This window comes from Pseudomonadota bacterium, from assembly GCA_039193195.1.
GTDB lineage: Bacteria > Pseudomonadota > Gammaproteobacteria > Steroidobacterales > JBCBZW01 > JBCBZW01.
The window spans coordinates 31250-47532 of the sequence record JBCCWS010000015.1; the positions used below are offsets into that span (position 1 = coordinate 31250).

Sequence of the window (16283 nt, forward strand, 5' to 3'; positions counted from 1 at the left end):
GCGATCACGGATCGGCGAGTTTGACGCTATCCCAAAAGTCGCTCCGCTGCGGCGCTAGGGCGCCCTGCGCGCTCGGCACGACGTCCAGCGACAGGTACGGGTCTGCCTCCACCTCGTAGGCCGGCCATGCGGGCAAGCCAACCACGTTCGGGTCTCCCGTGTGGGCGAAGCTCGTCCACAGTTCGCGCATGAGCTGCTCTACCGCACGGTCGTCCGCATCAGCCTCGAACTCACGCCCGTCCATATGCTGAAACAGGTACAGCAGCTCGGTGCCATGGTAGGCACCCTCCGCCTTGCGCGCCGGCGTACTCAGCACGCGCCGGAAATGGTAGCGGTAAACGGGCGATTGCTGGGTGCTGAACCCGCGAGCAACCGTGCGCATGCTGCTGGTCAGGTTGCGGTCAGTGACCATGGCCGCGTAGGCCGCGGCGGGGTCGGCGTAGTCCTGCAAGGGGTACAAACTCAATAGTTCCCCTAGGCGATCCTCGGGCACCATCTCGCCTGCCAGTTCGTAGAACTCCTGTGTGTTGATGTCGCTGAAGTCGTGCAAGTACTCCTCGCTGTTGGTCCCAACGACCAGGGGCACGTCGTTGTGCAGCCCCTGTAGGACTAGGTCGAGGGGCTGGTCGTCCACTACCACGCCATCCACGTGCGGATAGAAGGTGAACTCGCCATAGCCAAGGGGCAACGCGGAACGGGCGAGCACCATGCGCTCCAGCGGGAGTTCGCGCAGCGCGGCGGCGAGATCGACAGCCCCGGTCAGCCCCATCTCTTCGACGAAGGCTGCCGCGTCCGTTGATGCCTCGTCCGCCGTGTCCACGGACATGACCCCGCTCTGCATGGCCGCGCGCGAGAAGAGCCCCGTCGCCAGTGGGGAAGCCATCAACATGCCCACGTTGTGGGCTCCGGCGGATTGACCGAACAGCAACACACGGGTGGGATCACCCCCGAATCCATCGATTTCACGCTGGACCCATTCGAGGGCGGCGAGCAGATCGAAGATGCCGTAGTTGCCGGCGGAGCCAGTCGGCGACTCTTGCGCCAAGGCCGCCAGCGTGAGGTTGCCAAGGGCGGCGAGTCGATAGTTTGTGGTGACCACGACCACGTTGCCAAGCGCCGCCAATCGCGCGCCGTCGAAGACCGGCCCAACGGAGCGTTGATCGAGGTCTAGCAGCTGACTGATGGGCGTGTCGGCGGCCCCGGTACGGTTCGCGCCGCCGTGAACGAAGAACATCACCGGCAGCGCTGCGCCGGCATCGGCAGCGCCAAGCGGCGTGAAGACGTTGAGGTAGAGGCAGTCCTCATCGCCGATGATGGCATCGGGGCGAGATGGGTCGGGCTGCGGACACGCTGGCGCGAAGCGCCCAGCCTGGCGCACGGCCGGGGACCAAGGCGTGGCTGGCGCGGCCTGCGTTAGACGGGCGGCTCCTACTGGCGGCAGGGCGAATGGTATCGCTAGCCATGCGTGAGCATTGGCCACGGGGCTGGTGATCCCCTGCACGACCCCCGCCGCCGTGCGCACGCGCGGATGGTCACCATCGCTTGCGATGCCCGTCCGACAGCGCCACAGGGTGCTCGTGTTTTCATCTTCCTGCACGTTGTAGTAAACGAATACCTCCTGCTCGCCCACGAACACCTCGGGGTCGGAACGCTTGACGTCTGGGCGGCCATCGTCGCAGCGACGCGCATAGCGCACGCGCGCATCGCCCTCGAGGTCGATCACCCAGATCTCGCCCCGCTCCGCAGCCCCCTCCCCGGTCCGCCGATCCTTGACGGTCGTCACGAGCCAGGACTTGCCGCTCGCCTGGAAAACCTCGGGCGAGGAGAACACCTCGTCGGATGCTTCGACGGGTACGGTCAAGGTCTCCACCCGTGGCCAAATGCCCCCGTCACCGGGATCGAGGTAGACGCCAATCGTGCGGTCGTCGACAACCGCCGTCACCACCCACCGATCGTCGTACTCGGGAGCACGAAAGCCCTGAGGCGCCGTCTTGAAGCCCGGATCGTCCGTGATGACCTCTCGACGACCTGTGTCCGTATCCAGCATGAAGAGCTGCCCGTCTTGCTCATCGACTATGACGATCCGCCGACCGTCAGCCATCCAACGCCCCGGATTGCGGTTGGTGAGAAAGGGGTTGACCTGCGCGAAGACATTCTGCTCCAGCGGGCTTCGCTCATCGAACCAGGCGATGTCACCACCGCTCTCCCAGCTACCGATGATATTCACCACCTTTGTGGTACCGCGCTGGCCGTTCAACGTGGGCATCGCCGTTTGGTGGCGATCCCCGGCCGTCAGCACCTGCGCCGAGGCGGTACCAGCGGCGTCTAGGGTGGCCCGCCAGACCTGCACCTCGTCCGCGCGGCGCTTGGAGTAGAAGACCGACCAACCATCGGTATCCAGACCGAACTCAGGACCATTGATCGTGCCTCCCGTCTCGCTGCCCGTGTCCATGAGGTACTCGCGCCCGTCCTGGCGCACGAACTGCCCAGTGTGTGGGTCGAGGTTGCCCACCCAGACATCGCCCAAGGCGGTGCGGAAGGTCATCAGCCCGTAGTTCGTGAGAATCTCAGGGTCCGCGTAACTCACGCCCGGTGGACTGATCTGCTCCGCCCTGCCCTGCCCCTCCAAGGTCTCAAACTCAAGTTCGACCGGATCGCCTGGCACGCCAGCATCGTCCCAACTCTCGATCTGTACGAAGTACCTGGCGCCATCGATCAGTTGGGTCAGCATGAGCGCGTGATCAGCTGTCAGCTGATCGAGTAGGACCTCGAGTGCGGGTTGGTCCTCGGCGTTGTAGCTGAGCCGTGTGGTGGTTGGCTTGCTTGTCTCCCAGCGCAGGGTGGCGCTGGACTCGGTGATGGAGTCGACGCGCAGGTTGGCGATGGAGGGCGGCGTGCGATCGACGCGGATGCCGTCGGTCACTGCGAGGTCGCTGTTGCCGGCCATGTCCACGGCGCGCACGGCGCCGTAGTAGGTCGCCCCTTCGACAAGGGCCAGGCCTTCCACGGTGACGCTGGTCTCCAAACCGATGCCCTGCCACGGCACCACGTTGTCGATAAGATCCGGCGACGTGCCGAAGGCGAACTCGTACGCCTCGATCCCGGAAGGTGAATCGCTCCCAGCCCAACGCATGGTCAGGCGATCGGTGCGACCGGTGACCTGACCATCGTCTTCGAGCTGAGTGATCCGCGGCGGAGTCAGATCTATGGCGATACCGTCGCTCACATCGAAGGCGGCGTAGCCGAGCACGTCGTAGGCGGTGAGCCCGAGCACGTAGATCTGGCCCTCCTCGAGCTCGAGATCCGAGATGGCTGCGGCCTTCTCGTGGGTGCGTACGGGCGCACGCAGGGCGTCCGGATCGCCGGGTACGCCCAGCGTGTACTCGTATTCGACCACTTCGGTTTCGCCGTCCACCGCACTCCACTCAAAGCGCAGGGCGCTGCCGTCGGCGGAGTACTCGCCCTCATCGTTGATGAACTCGATACGCGGCGGGCCAAGATCCACCACCATGGCTTGCGTGGTGCGTTCGGTGCGGCGCCCAACCTCGTCGATCGCCACGACCAGGCCGTAGTAAGCGCGCCCGTTCACCAGGGCCAAATCCTCCATCACCACCGAGGTGTCGAGTCCGGCGGACGTCACCGGCACGACATCGGCCCGCCCGGGCTGAGTACCGAGCGCATACAGGTATCGCGCCACGGGCACGCCACCGCCGTTCGCAGCGAACCACGAGAGGATCACCTCATCGTCCGTAGGCAGGTACGGCGAGTACCCCAGCTCGCCGAGCTCCGGCGGCGTGAGGTCGATACGAATACCATCGGCCGCGGCCAAGGCTTGGTTGCCCGCCGCGTCGCTAGCGCGCACCCGAAACACGTAGCGTTGACCGTCTTCGAGGGGCAGGTCCGTCAGCACCACCCTCGAACCCGCGGTCGCCGTCCAGGGCACGAGGGACTCGTGCTCGGTGCTGGTGCCGAGCGCGTACTCCACCAACGAGATAGGGTGGGGATCAGCGACCGTCCAGGTGGCGGCGAGACGGTCCGGGGAGAGGCCGAACTCCCCCTGGTCAACCACGGTCACCGACGGCGCGGTGCGATCGGCCGTCACCCCATCCGCCGCACTGCGTAGGGCGTTGCCGACGCTGTCGCGCGCTTCTAGCTGCCAGTAGTAGGTGGCGCCATCCTCCAAGGACAGGCCCGTGGCGGTGATCTGCGTGCGCTGACCCACGGCCGTCCAGGCCACCACATCCTGGGTGGTGGCGGTACGTCCGATCGCATAGCTGTAGGCGGCGAGGCCTGCACCATCATCTTGAGCCGACCAACTGGCGGACAGGCTTGCACTCGCGCGCGTCCATTCGCCGTCATCGAAGCTGAGCAGGTCAGGTGCCGTGCGATCGAGCGCGATGCCGTCGCTCACCCCAGCTTCGGTGAAGCCACCATCGATGACAGCGCGCACGTGGAAGACGTACGTTTCCCCGTCCAACAGCGGCAGACCCTGTACCTCCACCTCCTCGACTAGCCCAACGCCCGTCCAGGGGCGCAGCTCGCTCCCTTCCGCCGCGCCGATGGTCACGCGATACTCATAATCGACCACCTGGCCGAAGGGATCACTGTGCACCCAGCGCACCAGGAATCCCGCGTCTGCTCTGGTGAATGCACCATCATCGAAGACGAGCGGTGGGCCGGGCGGCGGCTGTGCACTCGCGGCAGCGCCGAACAGGGGCAGTCCAACGCAGGCCCAACGGAGCAACCCACAGGCCCGGAGGTGCGCGCCGGACGCTAGCCCTGCAGCGCGAGGAAGTCGACAAGGCAACAGTCATCACCTGGGATGGATAAAGGGAAGCTCACGCTACGCGAGCGTTATGACCAATCAACCGCAACCCGATGGACGGCACCCTGGCTGCGACGGAAGAAAAAACTATCTGATCTGTTAGGTTAGCCGTTAGTTGAACTGTCGCCAGCAGACGTCGGGTCGACCCCCTAAGGCGCTCCGATGAGAACCTCGTCACATGCTCAGCATGCTGTGATCGGCGTCACACACCGAGCACGCAATCCACCGTCCGGCGGCGCAACGGGGCGTTTCAACCAACTGCACTAGGCCCAGGTCTCACCCTGAGTGGTCCAAGCGGTCGAAACATCAATTGGTGAGCACTGCGGTCGATATGACATAGGCAGCCGCGCGGTCGCGCAGCGCTGTTCGCTCGTCACCACGGGAACCTCGCCATCATGAAGCCGATGCCCCTCGCTGCACCTGCCGACCATGAGTATCCAACGCCCCTCACCTGCTGATGGTCGACGATGACCAGGTGGATGCGATGGCACTCGAGCGTGCCCTGCGCCGAGCCGGGGTCACCAGCCCTATCTTGAGGGCTCAAAATGGCCAGGAGGCCTTAGACACGCTTCGCCTGAGCAACGACAGGCGCGGGTTTGTGGTGGTGCTCGATCTGCACATGCCTGTGATGACGGGGTTTGAGTTTCTGCGCGAGCTACGCCAGGACCCGACCCACTCGCAGACGGTGGTCTTTGTCCTTTCGAACTCTGAGTTCTTGCCAGATCGTATCGCTGCCTACAACCATCACATCGCCGGCTACGTGCCGAAGCGAAATGCGAGCGATTGGGACGAACTCGCCGGCCTGCTCTCGACTTACCTGCGCGTCGCCGACGTGCCCCGCGTGGAAGCCGGCCGCAGGCGACACCGCCCGAACGTGGACGGTGCCGCCGGTCGAACCAAGGCGACGATCACGCAGGCATCGCTCGCCGCCCGACCAACACGCCCTCAGTAGGTATCGTTGGGTGTGCGCTGGGACGCCCCGCGAATCACCTGCAGGATGATATTGCCGTTGCTGGCGGCAAACCCCCCGCCCGTGCAGTCCCACTGGCCGCTGGAGATCGCCACATTCGTGCTCTGTCCGGTGCTGATGTTTCGGCATAGGGTGCTGGTCGCATCCACGCCCGTGGTCATGCCGCCGATGGCGCAGGGGTCGGCGCCGCAGCTTGCACGCCCCACGACGATCTGCAGCACTTGATCGCCGCTATCGGCCATCAACCCGGCCGCCGTGCAATTCCAAGGCGCGCCGGCCAGGCCTGGCTGGTTCACGCTCTGGCCAGTGCTGAGGTTGCGGCAGATCGCCGTGATCGTGGTCACGTCCGTCGTGCTACCACCGATGTCCTCGGCCTCCTCTGCCAGCACAAACTCAAGCTCGTAAGCGGTCAGCTCGGGTCCTGTCTGTTGCACGAGAAAGCTGTACGTACCCGGCCCCAAGGGGGGCGTGAACCCGGTACCAGCCTGGGGCGCACCTGCCAAAATCGCCAGGTAATCCGTGCCGACCGGATCCGGATCGAGGTGGGCACCTCCCAGGAACAGGTCGCCCGTATCGAAGCCCGGGATGAAGCTCGTGTCCCCCTCGTTGACGGCGATGAAGCCCCGATCGCCCGGGCCCCCGCTATCGATATCCGTATAGTCGTTGAGCAGCACGGCCGTGAGCGACTGACCGTCCGCGATGGTGAAGGTGATGTAGTCGCGCGTATCGACCGGGTCCTGCATCTGCCCGCGGATCGTGTTGCTACCGGCGACGAAGGTCACGGGCGTTGGCATCTCGGGATCTGTCGACAGATCGCCGTCCGCCGCCTCGTCCCACGTGACTACTTGGGCGCCAGCGTTGGCGCACAGCAGCAAGCCGCCGGCCACCATGAGCACCGGTAAGCGACGCTGGGTAGCCGATGCGAATTCATTGGTCTGCATAAGTTCATTCCTCCCTGAAATCGAATGACATGCCGAGGCAGTGTACTTGAGGGCCTGCGCCGCAAGCGTCCAGCATCGCGAAACCTGCCTCGAAGCGACCGAATCCGTCGCAGGCCTCAGCACTTGCCCACCTTGAAGCTGGACAGGGTCATGCGCCCGGCTAGCAGCGTCTATTCGTCTTCTCGACATTCCCTCTCTCGCGCACGGCCTCGCGGCGCAGGGAGGCGCGCCTGCGGGTGAACACGACCTGCGCGACCGCCTCCCCGACACTCGCATCTTTGTTTTGCAGGAGTCGCGCGTTTCGCCTTCGCGTTGCCCCTGGCGCCTCGGCCTGCCCCTGGCGCGACCGCGTCGAGCCGGCACCGCCTCACGTCGCAGGCGGTAGCTGGTGTATCGTTAAGGACGTCAACTTCCGTCGGACGAGGCCCCATGACCTGGTGGAGCTGGATCATCTTGGGCGCCGTGCTGCTCGGCGCCGAACTTGCGGCGATCGACGCCGCCTTTTACTTGGTGTTCGCGGGTGTCGCGGCGATCGCCACCGGGCTCATCGTGCTCGGCGCGATCATTCCCCTGCCGCCAGCGGCCCAGTGGCTGCTGTTCGCCACCCTCGCCGTCGCCTCCATGGCGATGCTGCGCGAGCGGACCTACCGGCGCTGGCGACCAGAGCCGCCGGGCTTCGAAGACGATGCGCAAGGCGAACGGGTGCAACTCACGGAACGGGTCGACCCCGGCGACAGCGGCAGAGCCGAGTGGCGTGGTTCGCACTGGACTGTGCGCAACCGAGGCCGAGCACCTATCGAGGCTGGTAGTCCGGCCCGCATCGTGGCCCGCGACGGCACACTGATAGACGTAGAGCCGATCGATCAACCCCTTTGAACCTCCCCAGTCCCGCAATATCTAAAACTCTATGGACCCCATCATGTTCGAGAACGTGAGCCTGCTAGTAGCGCTGGCCGTATCCGCGCTTGTGATCTTCGTCATCGCCAAAACCGCGGTGGTCGTTCCACAGCAAAATGCCTTCGTGGTGGAGTCTCTCGGCAAGTACAGCCGCACCCTGAGCGCGGGATTCCATATCCTGATCCCGTTCATCGAGCGCACGGCCTACAAGCACAGCCTCAAAGAGAAGGCCGTCGACATCCCGGAGCAAATCTGCATCACCCGTGACAACGTACAAGTGGGCGTCGACGGCGTACTCTACCTGCAGGTGCTCGATCCACAGCGAGCCTCCTACGGCATCACCGATTACATCTTCGCAATCACCCAGCTCGCCCAAACCACCCTGCGCAGCGAGGTGGGCAAGATCGACTTGGACCGCACCTTCGAGGAGCGCGCAATGATCAACTCGGCCGTCGTGCACGAGCTCGACAAGGCCTCCGAGCCTTGGGGCGTGAAGGTCCTGCGCTACGAGATCAAGAACATCAACCCGCCGGAAGACGTGATCAACGCGATGGAGAAGCAGATGCGCGCCGAGCGCGAGAAGCGCGCCGTCGTTCTCACCTCTGAGGGGCAGCGCGATGCACGCATCAACGAAGCAGAGGGCGACAAGCAGCGGGTAATCAAGGAATCGGAGGCCTTCAAGGAGCAGCAGATCAACGAAGCCCAGGGCCAGGCCGCCGCCATCCTGGCCGTGGCCAACGCCACCGCTGAAGGGCTGCGTGAGGTGGCCAGCGCCCTGCGTCAAGAGGGAGGCGAGGCGGCCATGCAGCTGCGCGTAGCCGAGGACTACATCGAGAAGTTCGGTGAGCTCGCGAAAACGGGTAACAGCCTGATCGTCCCCGCCAACCTCACGGATCTAGCTTCGATGGTGGCCCTCGCGACGACCGTGGCGAACAAGCCTCAGGAGCCGGGCGCCGCCACGACCAGCACCTCGCCGACGCCAGGGCCTCAGGGCCCGCAGGGGCGCACTCGCCCAGGTGATGGCCATACCCTGTTCTAGGGTGCGTCACGGTCGTGAGGCGAGGACGCTCGAAGGCAGCGCCCTAAGCGCTTGACGGTGTGGCCCTACCCGGCGAAGCGCAGAGCCAGGAAGATGCCGATCATGCCAGCGGCGATGAGCAAGTTTCCCACGGCACCCAGGAGCACCCCAACGACTGCCCCGACGCCCACCTTGCCAGCGCGCAGGGCATCACTGCGGGCGAGCAACTCGCCCACTACGGCCCCCACGAAGGGGCCAAGTAGCAGGCCCACCGGGAAGAAGAACACGCCAGCGAAGGTGCCGATAGCCGCCCCCAGCAAGCCCGCCCGCGAGGCCCCCATGCGGCCGGCCCCGAGCAGGCTTGCCACGTAGTCGACGACGAAGGTCAGCAACGTCAGCGCCACCAGCACGCCGAGTGCACCCAAGCCCACGTAGGCGAATTGCTCCGCCCAGGCGATCAGCACGAGTCCGGCGAGGATCAACGTTGAACCGGGCAGAAACGGCAAGATCACGCCAATGAGCCCCGCGAGCACGCATACCGTGCCCAGGCTGATCAGTGCGATGCTCAACACTGTGCAGGCGTCGGCGGCCTAGGGGTAGAGAGTCTGGCCATGATCGGTTCCAAAGGTGAGGTAGGGCCGCGCACGCGCGTCTTCGCGCAGCGGGACGTGGGGATTGAGGATCATGTCGTGGAAGCGATTTTGAACCACCTGACGAATCGCTTCACTGCTCCAGCCGAGACGGACCTGCAGACTGTCGAGACCCAGCGCGTTCGCGACCCCATCCCCGCCCGCGAGGTCGAGGCCGCGCACGCCAAACCACGCGTTAGCGATCGAACGGTCGGCGGCAGTTACCGGGGCACCGCCAGGCCGCACCATAGCGTACTGGCCGTACCTACCGACCGTCTCCGGCCCAGGCGCTAGGACAGGCCCCTCCTCCGGATCACCTGTAAAGACGTTGAAACCGACCACGTAGCGTCTTAGGTTCTTGTGCCGATAGGCGATCTCGATCCCCCCCGTGCGGAAGCGATCCCCCCGGTCGGCGAGGAACTGCACCAGGCCGAAATCGTTCTCGTAGCGAACGCTGAAATCGCCCGCGGAAAACCCGATGCCGCGCACGCGCTGCGATGTCTCGTAGGTGTCCCAGTAGAGGATCGAGTACACGCTCAGGCTGTGGCGACGCTGCGAGTTGTTCGCCCCGAGTGACCAATCGCGAGAGCGCTCACGCGGTGACCGCCCGCCGACTCCCTGCGTGAGGCCCAAGATGAGTTGCCGTTCACGCCCTGCCGTGCGCGTCTCCATGTGACTGAAGGTGCGGTAGAGCGAAAGGGTGAGCTGTAGCTCGCTGTCCGTCGCGTCGGCGCGCGCATAGGTGCCCACGGTGGCCCCGAGGCGATTGCCCTGCGTACCGAACTGATAGCTCAGAGCGACGCGCGCACCCGCATCCACATCGTGCGCAAGCAACGCACTCGACCAACACATCATGAACACCGACATCGCCATGCCCGCTCGCGCAGCACCCATCCATCCGTCCGTGGTGGCACTTCCTAGGCGCGAGCATACGCCAAGGGCGGCAGCAGGCGAGTCCCGGTGTACACTTGCGCGGCCTGGTTGCCGCCAATCCCCGTACCCTGATGCACGTACTGCTGTTTCTGCTCGTCGTCTTCGCCGTTTCCCTCGGGCCAGGGCTCTGGGTGCGCTCCATCATGCGAAAGTATGCAGTGCCGGAGGACCGCTACGCCTTCAGCGGTGGTGAGTTGGCCAGACGCCTCCTGGATGAGGCGGGCCTAGAGACAGTCGCCGTGGAGGCGGCGCCGGCGGGGGCTGATCATTACGATCCCACAAGCCGCACCGTACGGCTGGATCCTAAGCACCTCGACGGCAGATCCCTGGCAGCTGTGACCATCGCCGCACACGAGGTGGGTCACGCGATCCAACACCAGCAACGCTTCGCCCCCCTCGCCTGGCGCACGCGCCTAGTCGTGCTGGTGCGCCCCTTGGAACAACTCGGCGCCGGGGTGCTGATCGCCTCTCCTTTCCTCGCGGCCCTAACCCGAGCGCCTTCCCTAACGGGCCTGACCTTGCTGATCGGTCTCTCAACGCTCTTGCTCGGCGTACTCGTCCACGCCGCCACCTTACCCACGGAGTTCGACGCGAGCTTCGCGCGGGCGATGCCAATGCTCACGCAAAAGCGCCTACTGATTCGCGGCGACGAGCGCCATGCGCGGCGCTTGCTCACGGCCGCCGCGCTGACCTACGTATCGTCTGCGCTGATGAGCCTACTGAACGTCGGTCGCTGGTTCGCGATACTGCGCCGTGGCTTGTAGGCATACCACGCACCAAGACCATCGATCGCCTGCAGAAGGACCAGCCCATGACGGTGCGCGATCCCGCCAAAGCGCTACTAGAGAAGCTGCGCGACTACCCCAACACGGTCCAGGAACGTGCTCTCCAAGCGCGTGCGATGCTGCTCGGTCACGCCCCCGATTGCTGGGAGCTGCTCTACCATCGGCGCGTACTCTCCACCGCCTTCAGCCACACTGGCGCATTGCGCGACGCTTTCTGCCATATCGCCGTCTATCAAGCCCATGCCAACCTCGGCTTTAACCGAGGCGCTGAACTGGACGATCCTCAAAGACGTCTGCTGGGCACCGGCAAGCTGATCCGCCACGTGCGCCTCAGCGAAGTACTCACCCTAGACGACGACTACCTGGCGACGCTGGTGGAGGGCGCGATCGCTCTCAGCCTCCAGCGTCTGCGCGAGAACGGTGGCGTGCCCACCCGAGGCACGCTACTGGTCAAATAGACCCACCGACGAGGCATGCCCACGGCTTCGTGGCTTCGTGGCTGCGGGGGTCGGGACTTAGCGCCTTTGCTGAGTGTGAATCGCGGCATTCGGCGTCACACGCCCAGGACGAACCACGACTGCGCGATTCGCAGCCGCCTACCCGGGGATCTTCGAGGCACCGCTTGCCGCAGTGCACCTTCGACCCCTCTCAGCCCACGGCTCGCTACCGCTGGCGCAACGACTGTCGTGCAATACGCAGTAACCGAGGGGCGGCGAACAAGCAATTCGGCGAAGACGGCGTTATTATGGATCCTCGAAGAGCAGAATGAGCCGGGACGAAGGCGTGATCGAGCGACCGCATCTGTTGATCTGCATGGGCATGGCGGGCAGTGGAAAAGCTGCTTTGGCGCGCGCCATCGCCGCTCGCTTTGAGCTGATTATGCTGGACGCAAACGATTTCCAGCCCGCCTCCAACCGATTGAAGCTAGCGGGCGGGATGTCCCTCAGCGACGCCGATCGCAAGCCCTGGATGGACGCGGTTTGCCGCCGGCTGGATCATCTCGCCATCGCCAGGCGTAGCTGCGTCTTGGCGCACAGCGCCCTACGCCGCCAAGATCGGGATCGCCTGCGATCCCAGCGATTTGGTGTGTCCTTCATCAACTTGCTCGCCAGCCGGACCGTGCTCAAGGAGCGCCTGACCGGGCGCAAGGCCCACTGTTTGCCCCTCAAGCTGTTGAACAGCCAACTCGACGACCTGCAGTCGCCGCTGGTGGAGGCGGACGTGTTCCCCATGGATGCGACCCTATCCCCCGAGGCGCTCGCCGAGCGGGTTGTCCCGCTGCTGGATCAGTCACCAGCCGCCATAAACGCTTAGCAGGTCGAGCACTGCCACTGCGCAGCCCTAAGCGCGCCCCTAATATCAGGATGCGTAGGTCGCTTGAGGACCTCGGACCGGCTGGCCTAGGAGCAGAACACGTATCTCGCCAATGCCGACGCGCTGCGGCCGAAGGTCATCGACGATGCCCGCCCTGAGGCCTTGCAGCTGGCTGGCCTTCTCACCGCTCCAAGACCATCAGTAGACGATCCGCCAAACACAAGGCAGGTATCATCCCCGCCAACCTGGCTTGGTATCGCCGGCTCGGGCATCTGGAGGCCAACGTTTATGTCGATCACGCAGATTCTGCGCAGACTCCTTCATCGCTGGCGGCTACGGCCTCGCCGCTCCCCCAGGCTGCCTGCCCCGCCGAACGGGACTCAGAGCCTCCCGCACGTGTGTGTTGCCTACAACCCCCTAGGGGTCTATTGCGTACCTTTGGACTGCATCACTCGACCCGCGGCACGATGCGTGATGGCCGGCGCGGTCTATGAGACCGAAACCATCGAGCAGATACGGGCGGCAAGCGGGGCTGGTGATGTCGTGCACGCGGGGACGTTTTTCGGGGATTTCCTGCCTGCAATCGCCACGGCGCTCGCTCCCTCCGCTAGAGTCTGGGCATTCGAACCGAATCCGAACAGCGCACGCTGCGCCAGAGTGACATGCGAACTGAACGGACTTGATAATGTGGCGTTGGCCGAAGCCGCCTTATCACGCACCGCTGGGGATGTCAGTTTCGTGGTCGAGGACCTCGAGGGCGCGCCGCTCGGCGGGGCTAGCCACGTAGGCGAAAGCAAAGGCGCCCTGAGTGTGGAGACTCAGGCAATCGATGAAGTCATACCACAGGACCGCCACGTCACGGTGATCCATCTGGATGTCGAGGGCCATGAGGTAGAAGCGCTTGAAGGCGCACTCGAGACGATCGCGCGATGTCGCCCTCTGCTGCTCGTTGAGACATGCCCAGAGGCAGACTGGCTGGCCGAAAACCTTGCTCCGCTCGGGTATGCGATAACCGGGCAGGTGTGTAAAAACACAATCCTCACTTCAGCACGAGCCGAGTAGCAGACAAGGGGAAAGCAGAGCAACGGCGCTTCATCCAGACGATCGGCAACACCCCCCAGCGCCTTGGACGTTCTCAGCACCCCTTATCCGTTTTGACCCGGCCCCTATGGGTCGCAGATTGAGCGAGATGTAACACACATGCCATCCCTTGTACGTTTCGCGGTGCTCTACCTAGTCGCTCTGGTGTTCTTCTGCTGGGGCGTCTTCGCCGTCGAGCTGAAAGTGTTCCCGTGGCGATGGGTAGGCGGTGCGTTCGACGACCTCACTAGCTTCGTTAGGGGGGATCCAGACGAAGACATTTCGCTGTTAGAGATGATTCGCAATGACCTGGATATCGAGCCCTCCCGACTCATTCGCAGCTACGAGCCGGTCGATACGTCATCGCTGCGCGAACTTGTCATTCCGGGCACACGCACGCGTCGCGATGCGGCGCAGCTTTTCATCGCCCCCAACTCACCCTCGACGCATCGCCTTATCGTCGGTGCCTTTGACTTCGAAGAGGCCTTTTGGGGGGCCGTGCTGCTTGACCCCGCTGGGCAAGTAGGGCACACCTGGCGCCTGTCCGCCGAGTACCCGGAGGTCACGCAGAAGCCGGACATTCTGAAGAACCTCTACGGAGTCGCGCTCGTGGCAGACGGCTCACTGATCTTCACTATGCAGGAGGCAGGTGGCGCACTATTCAGCGTCGACCGCTGCAGCAACCTCAGCTGGAAGATACCTGGTAAGTATCACCACACCGTGGCTCTCGATTCGCACGGCGCGTCTTTCTGGACGCTAGAGGGCAACCAAGAGGACCTGCATCCGAAGTTGACCAGATTTTCCGTGACGCAAGGCGAGCGACTGGAGACCATCGACGTGGCCGAGGTTGAGAGAAGCAACCCGGGCCTGTTCATATTCGAGCTGCAGCAGGCGGCAAACACCCCTGACGCCACTCACCCCAATGACATCGAAGTGCTACCCCCGTCAATGGGCAACGCATTCCCGGGATTCTCTCCCGGAAGCCTGATGCTCAGTTATCGCACAACAAACCTCCTCTATGCCTTCAATCCTCGCACCTTGAAGATCGACTGGTGGCACGTGGGCGCGGGCGACGGTCAACATGATCCAGACTGGCAGGCGGATGGCACCATTACGCTCTTTAGCAACAATCACCGCGCATACAATCGCGGTATCGTGCGCGGCTCTACCATCGTTTCAGTGGATCCGCGTGAGGGAACCCATCGCGTACTTGTGGACGGAGAGCGCTACGGTTTCTTTTCCAGGTTCAACGGCCACCACCAAGTCACTCCCTACGGATCAGCGCTCATCACAAGCTCCACTCAGGGGAGGGTATTCGAAGTCGACCTGGAAACCGGCAATGTCCTATTTGACTTCATAAACAGCTACAACTGGTCAAAGGACCAAACCTTGCACCTAAGTGAGGCCTTCGTGGTCACTGAACAGCAGGCTGCTCTTTGGAGTCAAAAATGCGATTAGGTGTGCGGCAGAAACGTGCGCCTTCGGCGCCGACCAGTTTCCACTAGGCACGACGCCCTCCCGAGCGCACTAGTCCTGGCGCCACGGCGAGACCCCACCACACGTCCGGGGAGTGAGCGGAAGCGCTCTTGAAGATCCTCCGCGCCATCCGCGCTAATGCCGTTGACGTTCAGCCTACACGGCACTCCAGCGGCTCGAACGAAGCAGCGGAGGTCGGGCGGACGCCCCTCGGCCAGACAGTGGAGTCAGCACACGCGGGCAAGCTGCTAGGGACTTGGCCCTCCGTATTGAGCTGCGGGAGTCGCACACCACCGACCTGCGCCAGCCTACGCCGCATTGGTATGCGAGGGGGCAGCATCGGCGGCAGGACGGCAGCAATGCAGCTCGAAAGTCAACGTAACTTGTTGTTTTGATGGTGCCGAGGGGCGGATTCGAACCGCCGACCTACTGATTACGAATCAGTTGCTCTGCCGACTGAGCTACCCCGGCCAAATCACTAGAAGCGGCGGAGTCTACCCCAGAACGCAGCACCGACCAACAACCCAGGTCCGGCGAGCGGCCGGACCCTGAGTGCCGCGAATGCAGGCTCTTAAGAGCGGCTCGACTGCGCCCGCAGGCGACGTCGACCAAGGCCCAGCACGAGGGGGATTCCGGCAAGCATCAGCATCAGCGCCGGCGGTTCAGTCACCGCCTGCGACGCGCCATGGATTGCGAGGGACAGTTCTCCGTGGGCGTTTGCGAGACCTGCGCCAGGCCAGGAGAACGTGTAGGCGTGGTACCAGATCGCGTAGCGACCACCTGCGGCGAGCACACCGGCGATTCCTGGGGCAGCGCCATCGTTGCCAAGCTGTAGTCGACCGCCGCGGCGAGAGACGTGCGCTTCGCTGACCAGGAACTCTTCTCGTAGGAGGTCGTAAACGAACACGTGCAACCTGAGCGAGCCTCCACCGGATACCGCGTAGAATCCGGTCAGTTCGAAGCGTATGTCGGCGTTTGTGCTGAACTGCTGGTGGCCACGAGAGTGGCTGAGACTGAAGGGGCTATCATCGCGTGCGTGAGTGAACTCCATCCGCAGCGACGCCTCGTCTTGGCCCATCCACCGGGTGACATCCGTGCGAGCCTTCGCACCGGAGGCTTGCGTGGCCACGCTTACCGCACGCCCTTCGCCCTGCTCTCGAAGGTCTTGGGAGCCGTAGGCACCGGCTCCGCGCGCGCTCACCGCATGCGCGCTAGCGCCAAAGGTCACGATCGCAGCGTTCGCCGCAGCAGCAACTGTCATGGCTAAAAACCCGGCCATGAGCGCAGTGGGCACCCTACTATTAGTTCTATTATGTGACCGCATCTTCATGCTCTCCGTAGCTGCAGTCGAGCAGCTGTGCAGCCCGACATCCTGAATCGATGATGCCATCAATGACATCGCGAATTCGGGAACA

General features: G+C 64.0%; 13 protein-coding genes and 1 tRNA gene. 8 read left to right on the forward strand and 6 right to left on the reverse strand.

Translation table 11 applies throughout. The features are described from left to right. Window positions 1-4: 4 nt before the first annotated feature. Complete coding sequence (locus tag AAGA68_13605) at window positions 5-4744, reverse strand: carboxylesterase family protein (protein ID MEM9386096.1); 4740 nt, start codon at window positions 4742-4744, stop codon at window positions 5-7. Between the two features lie 538 nt (window positions 4745-5282). On the opposite strand from AAGA68_13605, the gene AAGA68_13610 reads away from it, so the two are divergent. Beyond that, a complete protein-coding gene (locus AAGA68_13610) occupies window positions 5283-5777 on the forward strand; it encodes a response regulator (protein ID MEM9386097.1) in 495 nt (164 codons plus the stop codon). On the opposite strand, the gene AAGA68_13615 is transcribed toward AAGA68_13610, so the two are convergent. Beyond that, complete coding sequence (locus AAGA68_13615) at window positions 5771-6736, reverse strand: hypothetical protein (GenBank protein MEM9386098.1); 966 nt, start codon at window positions 6734-6736, stop codon at window positions 5771-5773. The genes AAGA68_13610 and AAGA68_13615 overlap by 7 nt on opposite strands. Before the next feature lie 429 nt (window positions 6737-7165). Between AAGA68_13615 and AAGA68_13620 the strand changes: the two genes are divergently transcribed. Then, window positions 7166-7612, forward strand: coding sequence for an NfeD family protein (locus tag AAGA68_13620; protein ID MEM9386099.1), 447 nt, complete (start codon window positions 7166-7168; stop codon window positions 7610-7612). A 31-nt stretch (window positions 7613-7643) separates the two neighbouring features. Beyond that, window positions 7644-8672 carry a stomatin-like protein gene (locus AAGA68_13625; GenBank protein MEM9386100.1) on the forward strand — a complete coding sequence of 343 codons (1029 nt, stop codon included), beginning with the start codon at window positions 7644-7646 and terminating at the stop codon, window positions 8670-8672. Between the two features lie 65 nt (window positions 8673-8737). On the opposite strand, the gene AAGA68_13630 is transcribed toward AAGA68_13625, so the two are convergent. After that, window positions 8738-9223 (reverse strand): DUF456 domain-containing protein, encoded by a 486-nt coding sequence (locus AAGA68_13630; GenBank protein ID MEM9386101.1) that lies wholly within the window; start codon window positions 9221-9223, stop codon window positions 8738-8740. Between the two features lie 18 nt (window positions 9224-9241). Continuing rightward, a complete protein-coding gene (locus AAGA68_13635) occupies window positions 9242-10174 on the reverse strand; it encodes a polymorphic toxin type 23 domain-containing protein (GenBank protein MEM9386102.1) in 933 nt (310 codons plus the stop codon). A 110-nt stretch (window positions 10175-10284) separates the two neighbouring features. On the opposite strand from AAGA68_13635, the gene AAGA68_13640 reads away from it, so the two are divergent. The 5 genes from AAGA68_13640 (at window position 10285) to AAGA68_13660 (ending at window position 14850) form a co-directional block, all read left to right on the forward strand. Beyond that, window positions 10285-10977 (forward strand): zinc metallopeptidase, encoded by a 693-nt coding sequence (locus tag AAGA68_13640; protein ID MEM9386103.1) that lies wholly within the window; start codon window positions 10285-10287, stop codon window positions 10975-10977. A gap of 47 nt (window positions 10978-11024) precedes the next feature. After that, window positions 11025-11456 carry a DUF1801 domain-containing protein gene (locus AAGA68_13645; protein MEM9386104.1) on the forward strand — a complete coding sequence of 144 codons (432 nt, stop codon included), beginning with the start codon at window positions 11025-11027 and terminating at the stop codon, window positions 11454-11456. A gap of 307 nt (window positions 11457-11763) precedes the next feature. After that, on the forward strand, window positions 11764-12312 hold the full coding sequence (locus AAGA68_13650; GenBank protein MEM9386105.1) for a gluconokinase, GntK/IdnK-type: 549 nt from the start codon (window positions 11764-11766) through the stop codon (window positions 12310-12312). Window positions 12313-12786: 474 nt separating this feature from the next. Next, window positions 12787-13374 carry an FkbM family methyltransferase gene (locus AAGA68_13655; protein ID MEM9386106.1) on the forward strand — a complete coding sequence of 196 codons (588 nt, stop codon included), beginning with the start codon at window positions 12787-12789 and terminating at the stop codon, window positions 13372-13374. 138 nt (window positions 13375-13512) lie between these two features. Further along, complete coding sequence (locus tag AAGA68_13660; GenBank protein ID MEM9386107.1) at window positions 13513-14850, forward strand: arylsulfotransferase family protein; 1338 nt, start codon at window positions 13513-13515, stop codon at window positions 14848-14850. Window positions 14851-15263: 413 nt separating this feature from the next. On the opposite strand, the gene AAGA68_13665 is transcribed toward AAGA68_13660, so the two are convergent. Next, window positions 15264-15339: transfer RNA gene (locus AAGA68_13665), tRNA-Thr, on the reverse strand. A 100-nt stretch (window positions 15340-15439) separates the two neighbouring features. Further along, complete coding sequence (locus tag AAGA68_13670) at window positions 15440-16129, reverse strand: hypothetical protein (GenBank protein ID MEM9386108.1); 690 nt, start codon at window positions 16127-16129, stop codon at window positions 15440-15442. Window positions 16130-16283: the final 154 nt, after the last annotated feature.

Bases quoted from the DNA above. Each gene is read 5' to 3' on its own strand.
- AAGA68_13610 (MEM9386097.1), top strand. From the start codon at position 5,283: ATGGTCGACGATGACCAGGTGGATGCGATGGCACTCGAGCGTGCCCTG.
- AAGA68_13615 (MEM9386098.1), bottom strand. From the start codon at position 6,736: ATGCAGACCAATGAATTCGCATCGGCTACCCAGCGTCGCTTACCGGTG.
- AAGA68_13620 (MEM9386099.1), top strand. From the start codon at position 7,166: ATGACCTGGTGGAGCTGGATCATCTTGGGCGCCGTGCTGCTCGGCGCC.
- AAGA68_13625 (MEM9386100.1), top strand. From the start codon at position 7,644: ATGGACCCCATCATGTTCGAGAACGTGAGCCTGCTAGTAGCGCTGGCC.
- AAGA68_13635 (MEM9386102.1), bottom strand. From the start codon at position 10,174: ATGGGTGCTGCGCGAGCGGGCATGGCGATGTCGGTGTTCATGATGTGT.
- AAGA68_13640 (MEM9386103.1), top strand. From the start codon at position 10,285: ATGCACGTACTGCTGTTTCTGCTCGTCGTCTTCGCCGTTTCCCTCGGG.
- AAGA68_13645 (MEM9386104.1), top strand. From the start codon at position 11,025: ATGACGGTGCGCGATCCCGCCAAAGCGCTACTAGAGAAGCTGCGCGAC.
- AAGA68_13650 (MEM9386105.1), top strand. From the start codon at position 11,764: ATGAGCCGGGACGAAGGCGTGATCGAGCGACCGCATCTGTTGATCTGC.
- AAGA68_13655 (MEM9386106.1), top strand. From the start codon at position 12,787: ATGGCCGGCGCGGTCTATGAGACCGAAACCATCGAGCAGATACGGGCG.
- AAGA68_13660 (MEM9386107.1), top strand. From the start codon at position 13,513: ATGCCATCCCTTGTACGTTTCGCGGTGCTCTACCTAGTCGCTCTGGTG.
- AAGA68_13670 (MEM9386108.1), bottom strand. From the start codon at position 16,129: ATGACAGTTGCTGCTGCGGCGAACGCTGCGATCGTGACCTTTGGCGCT.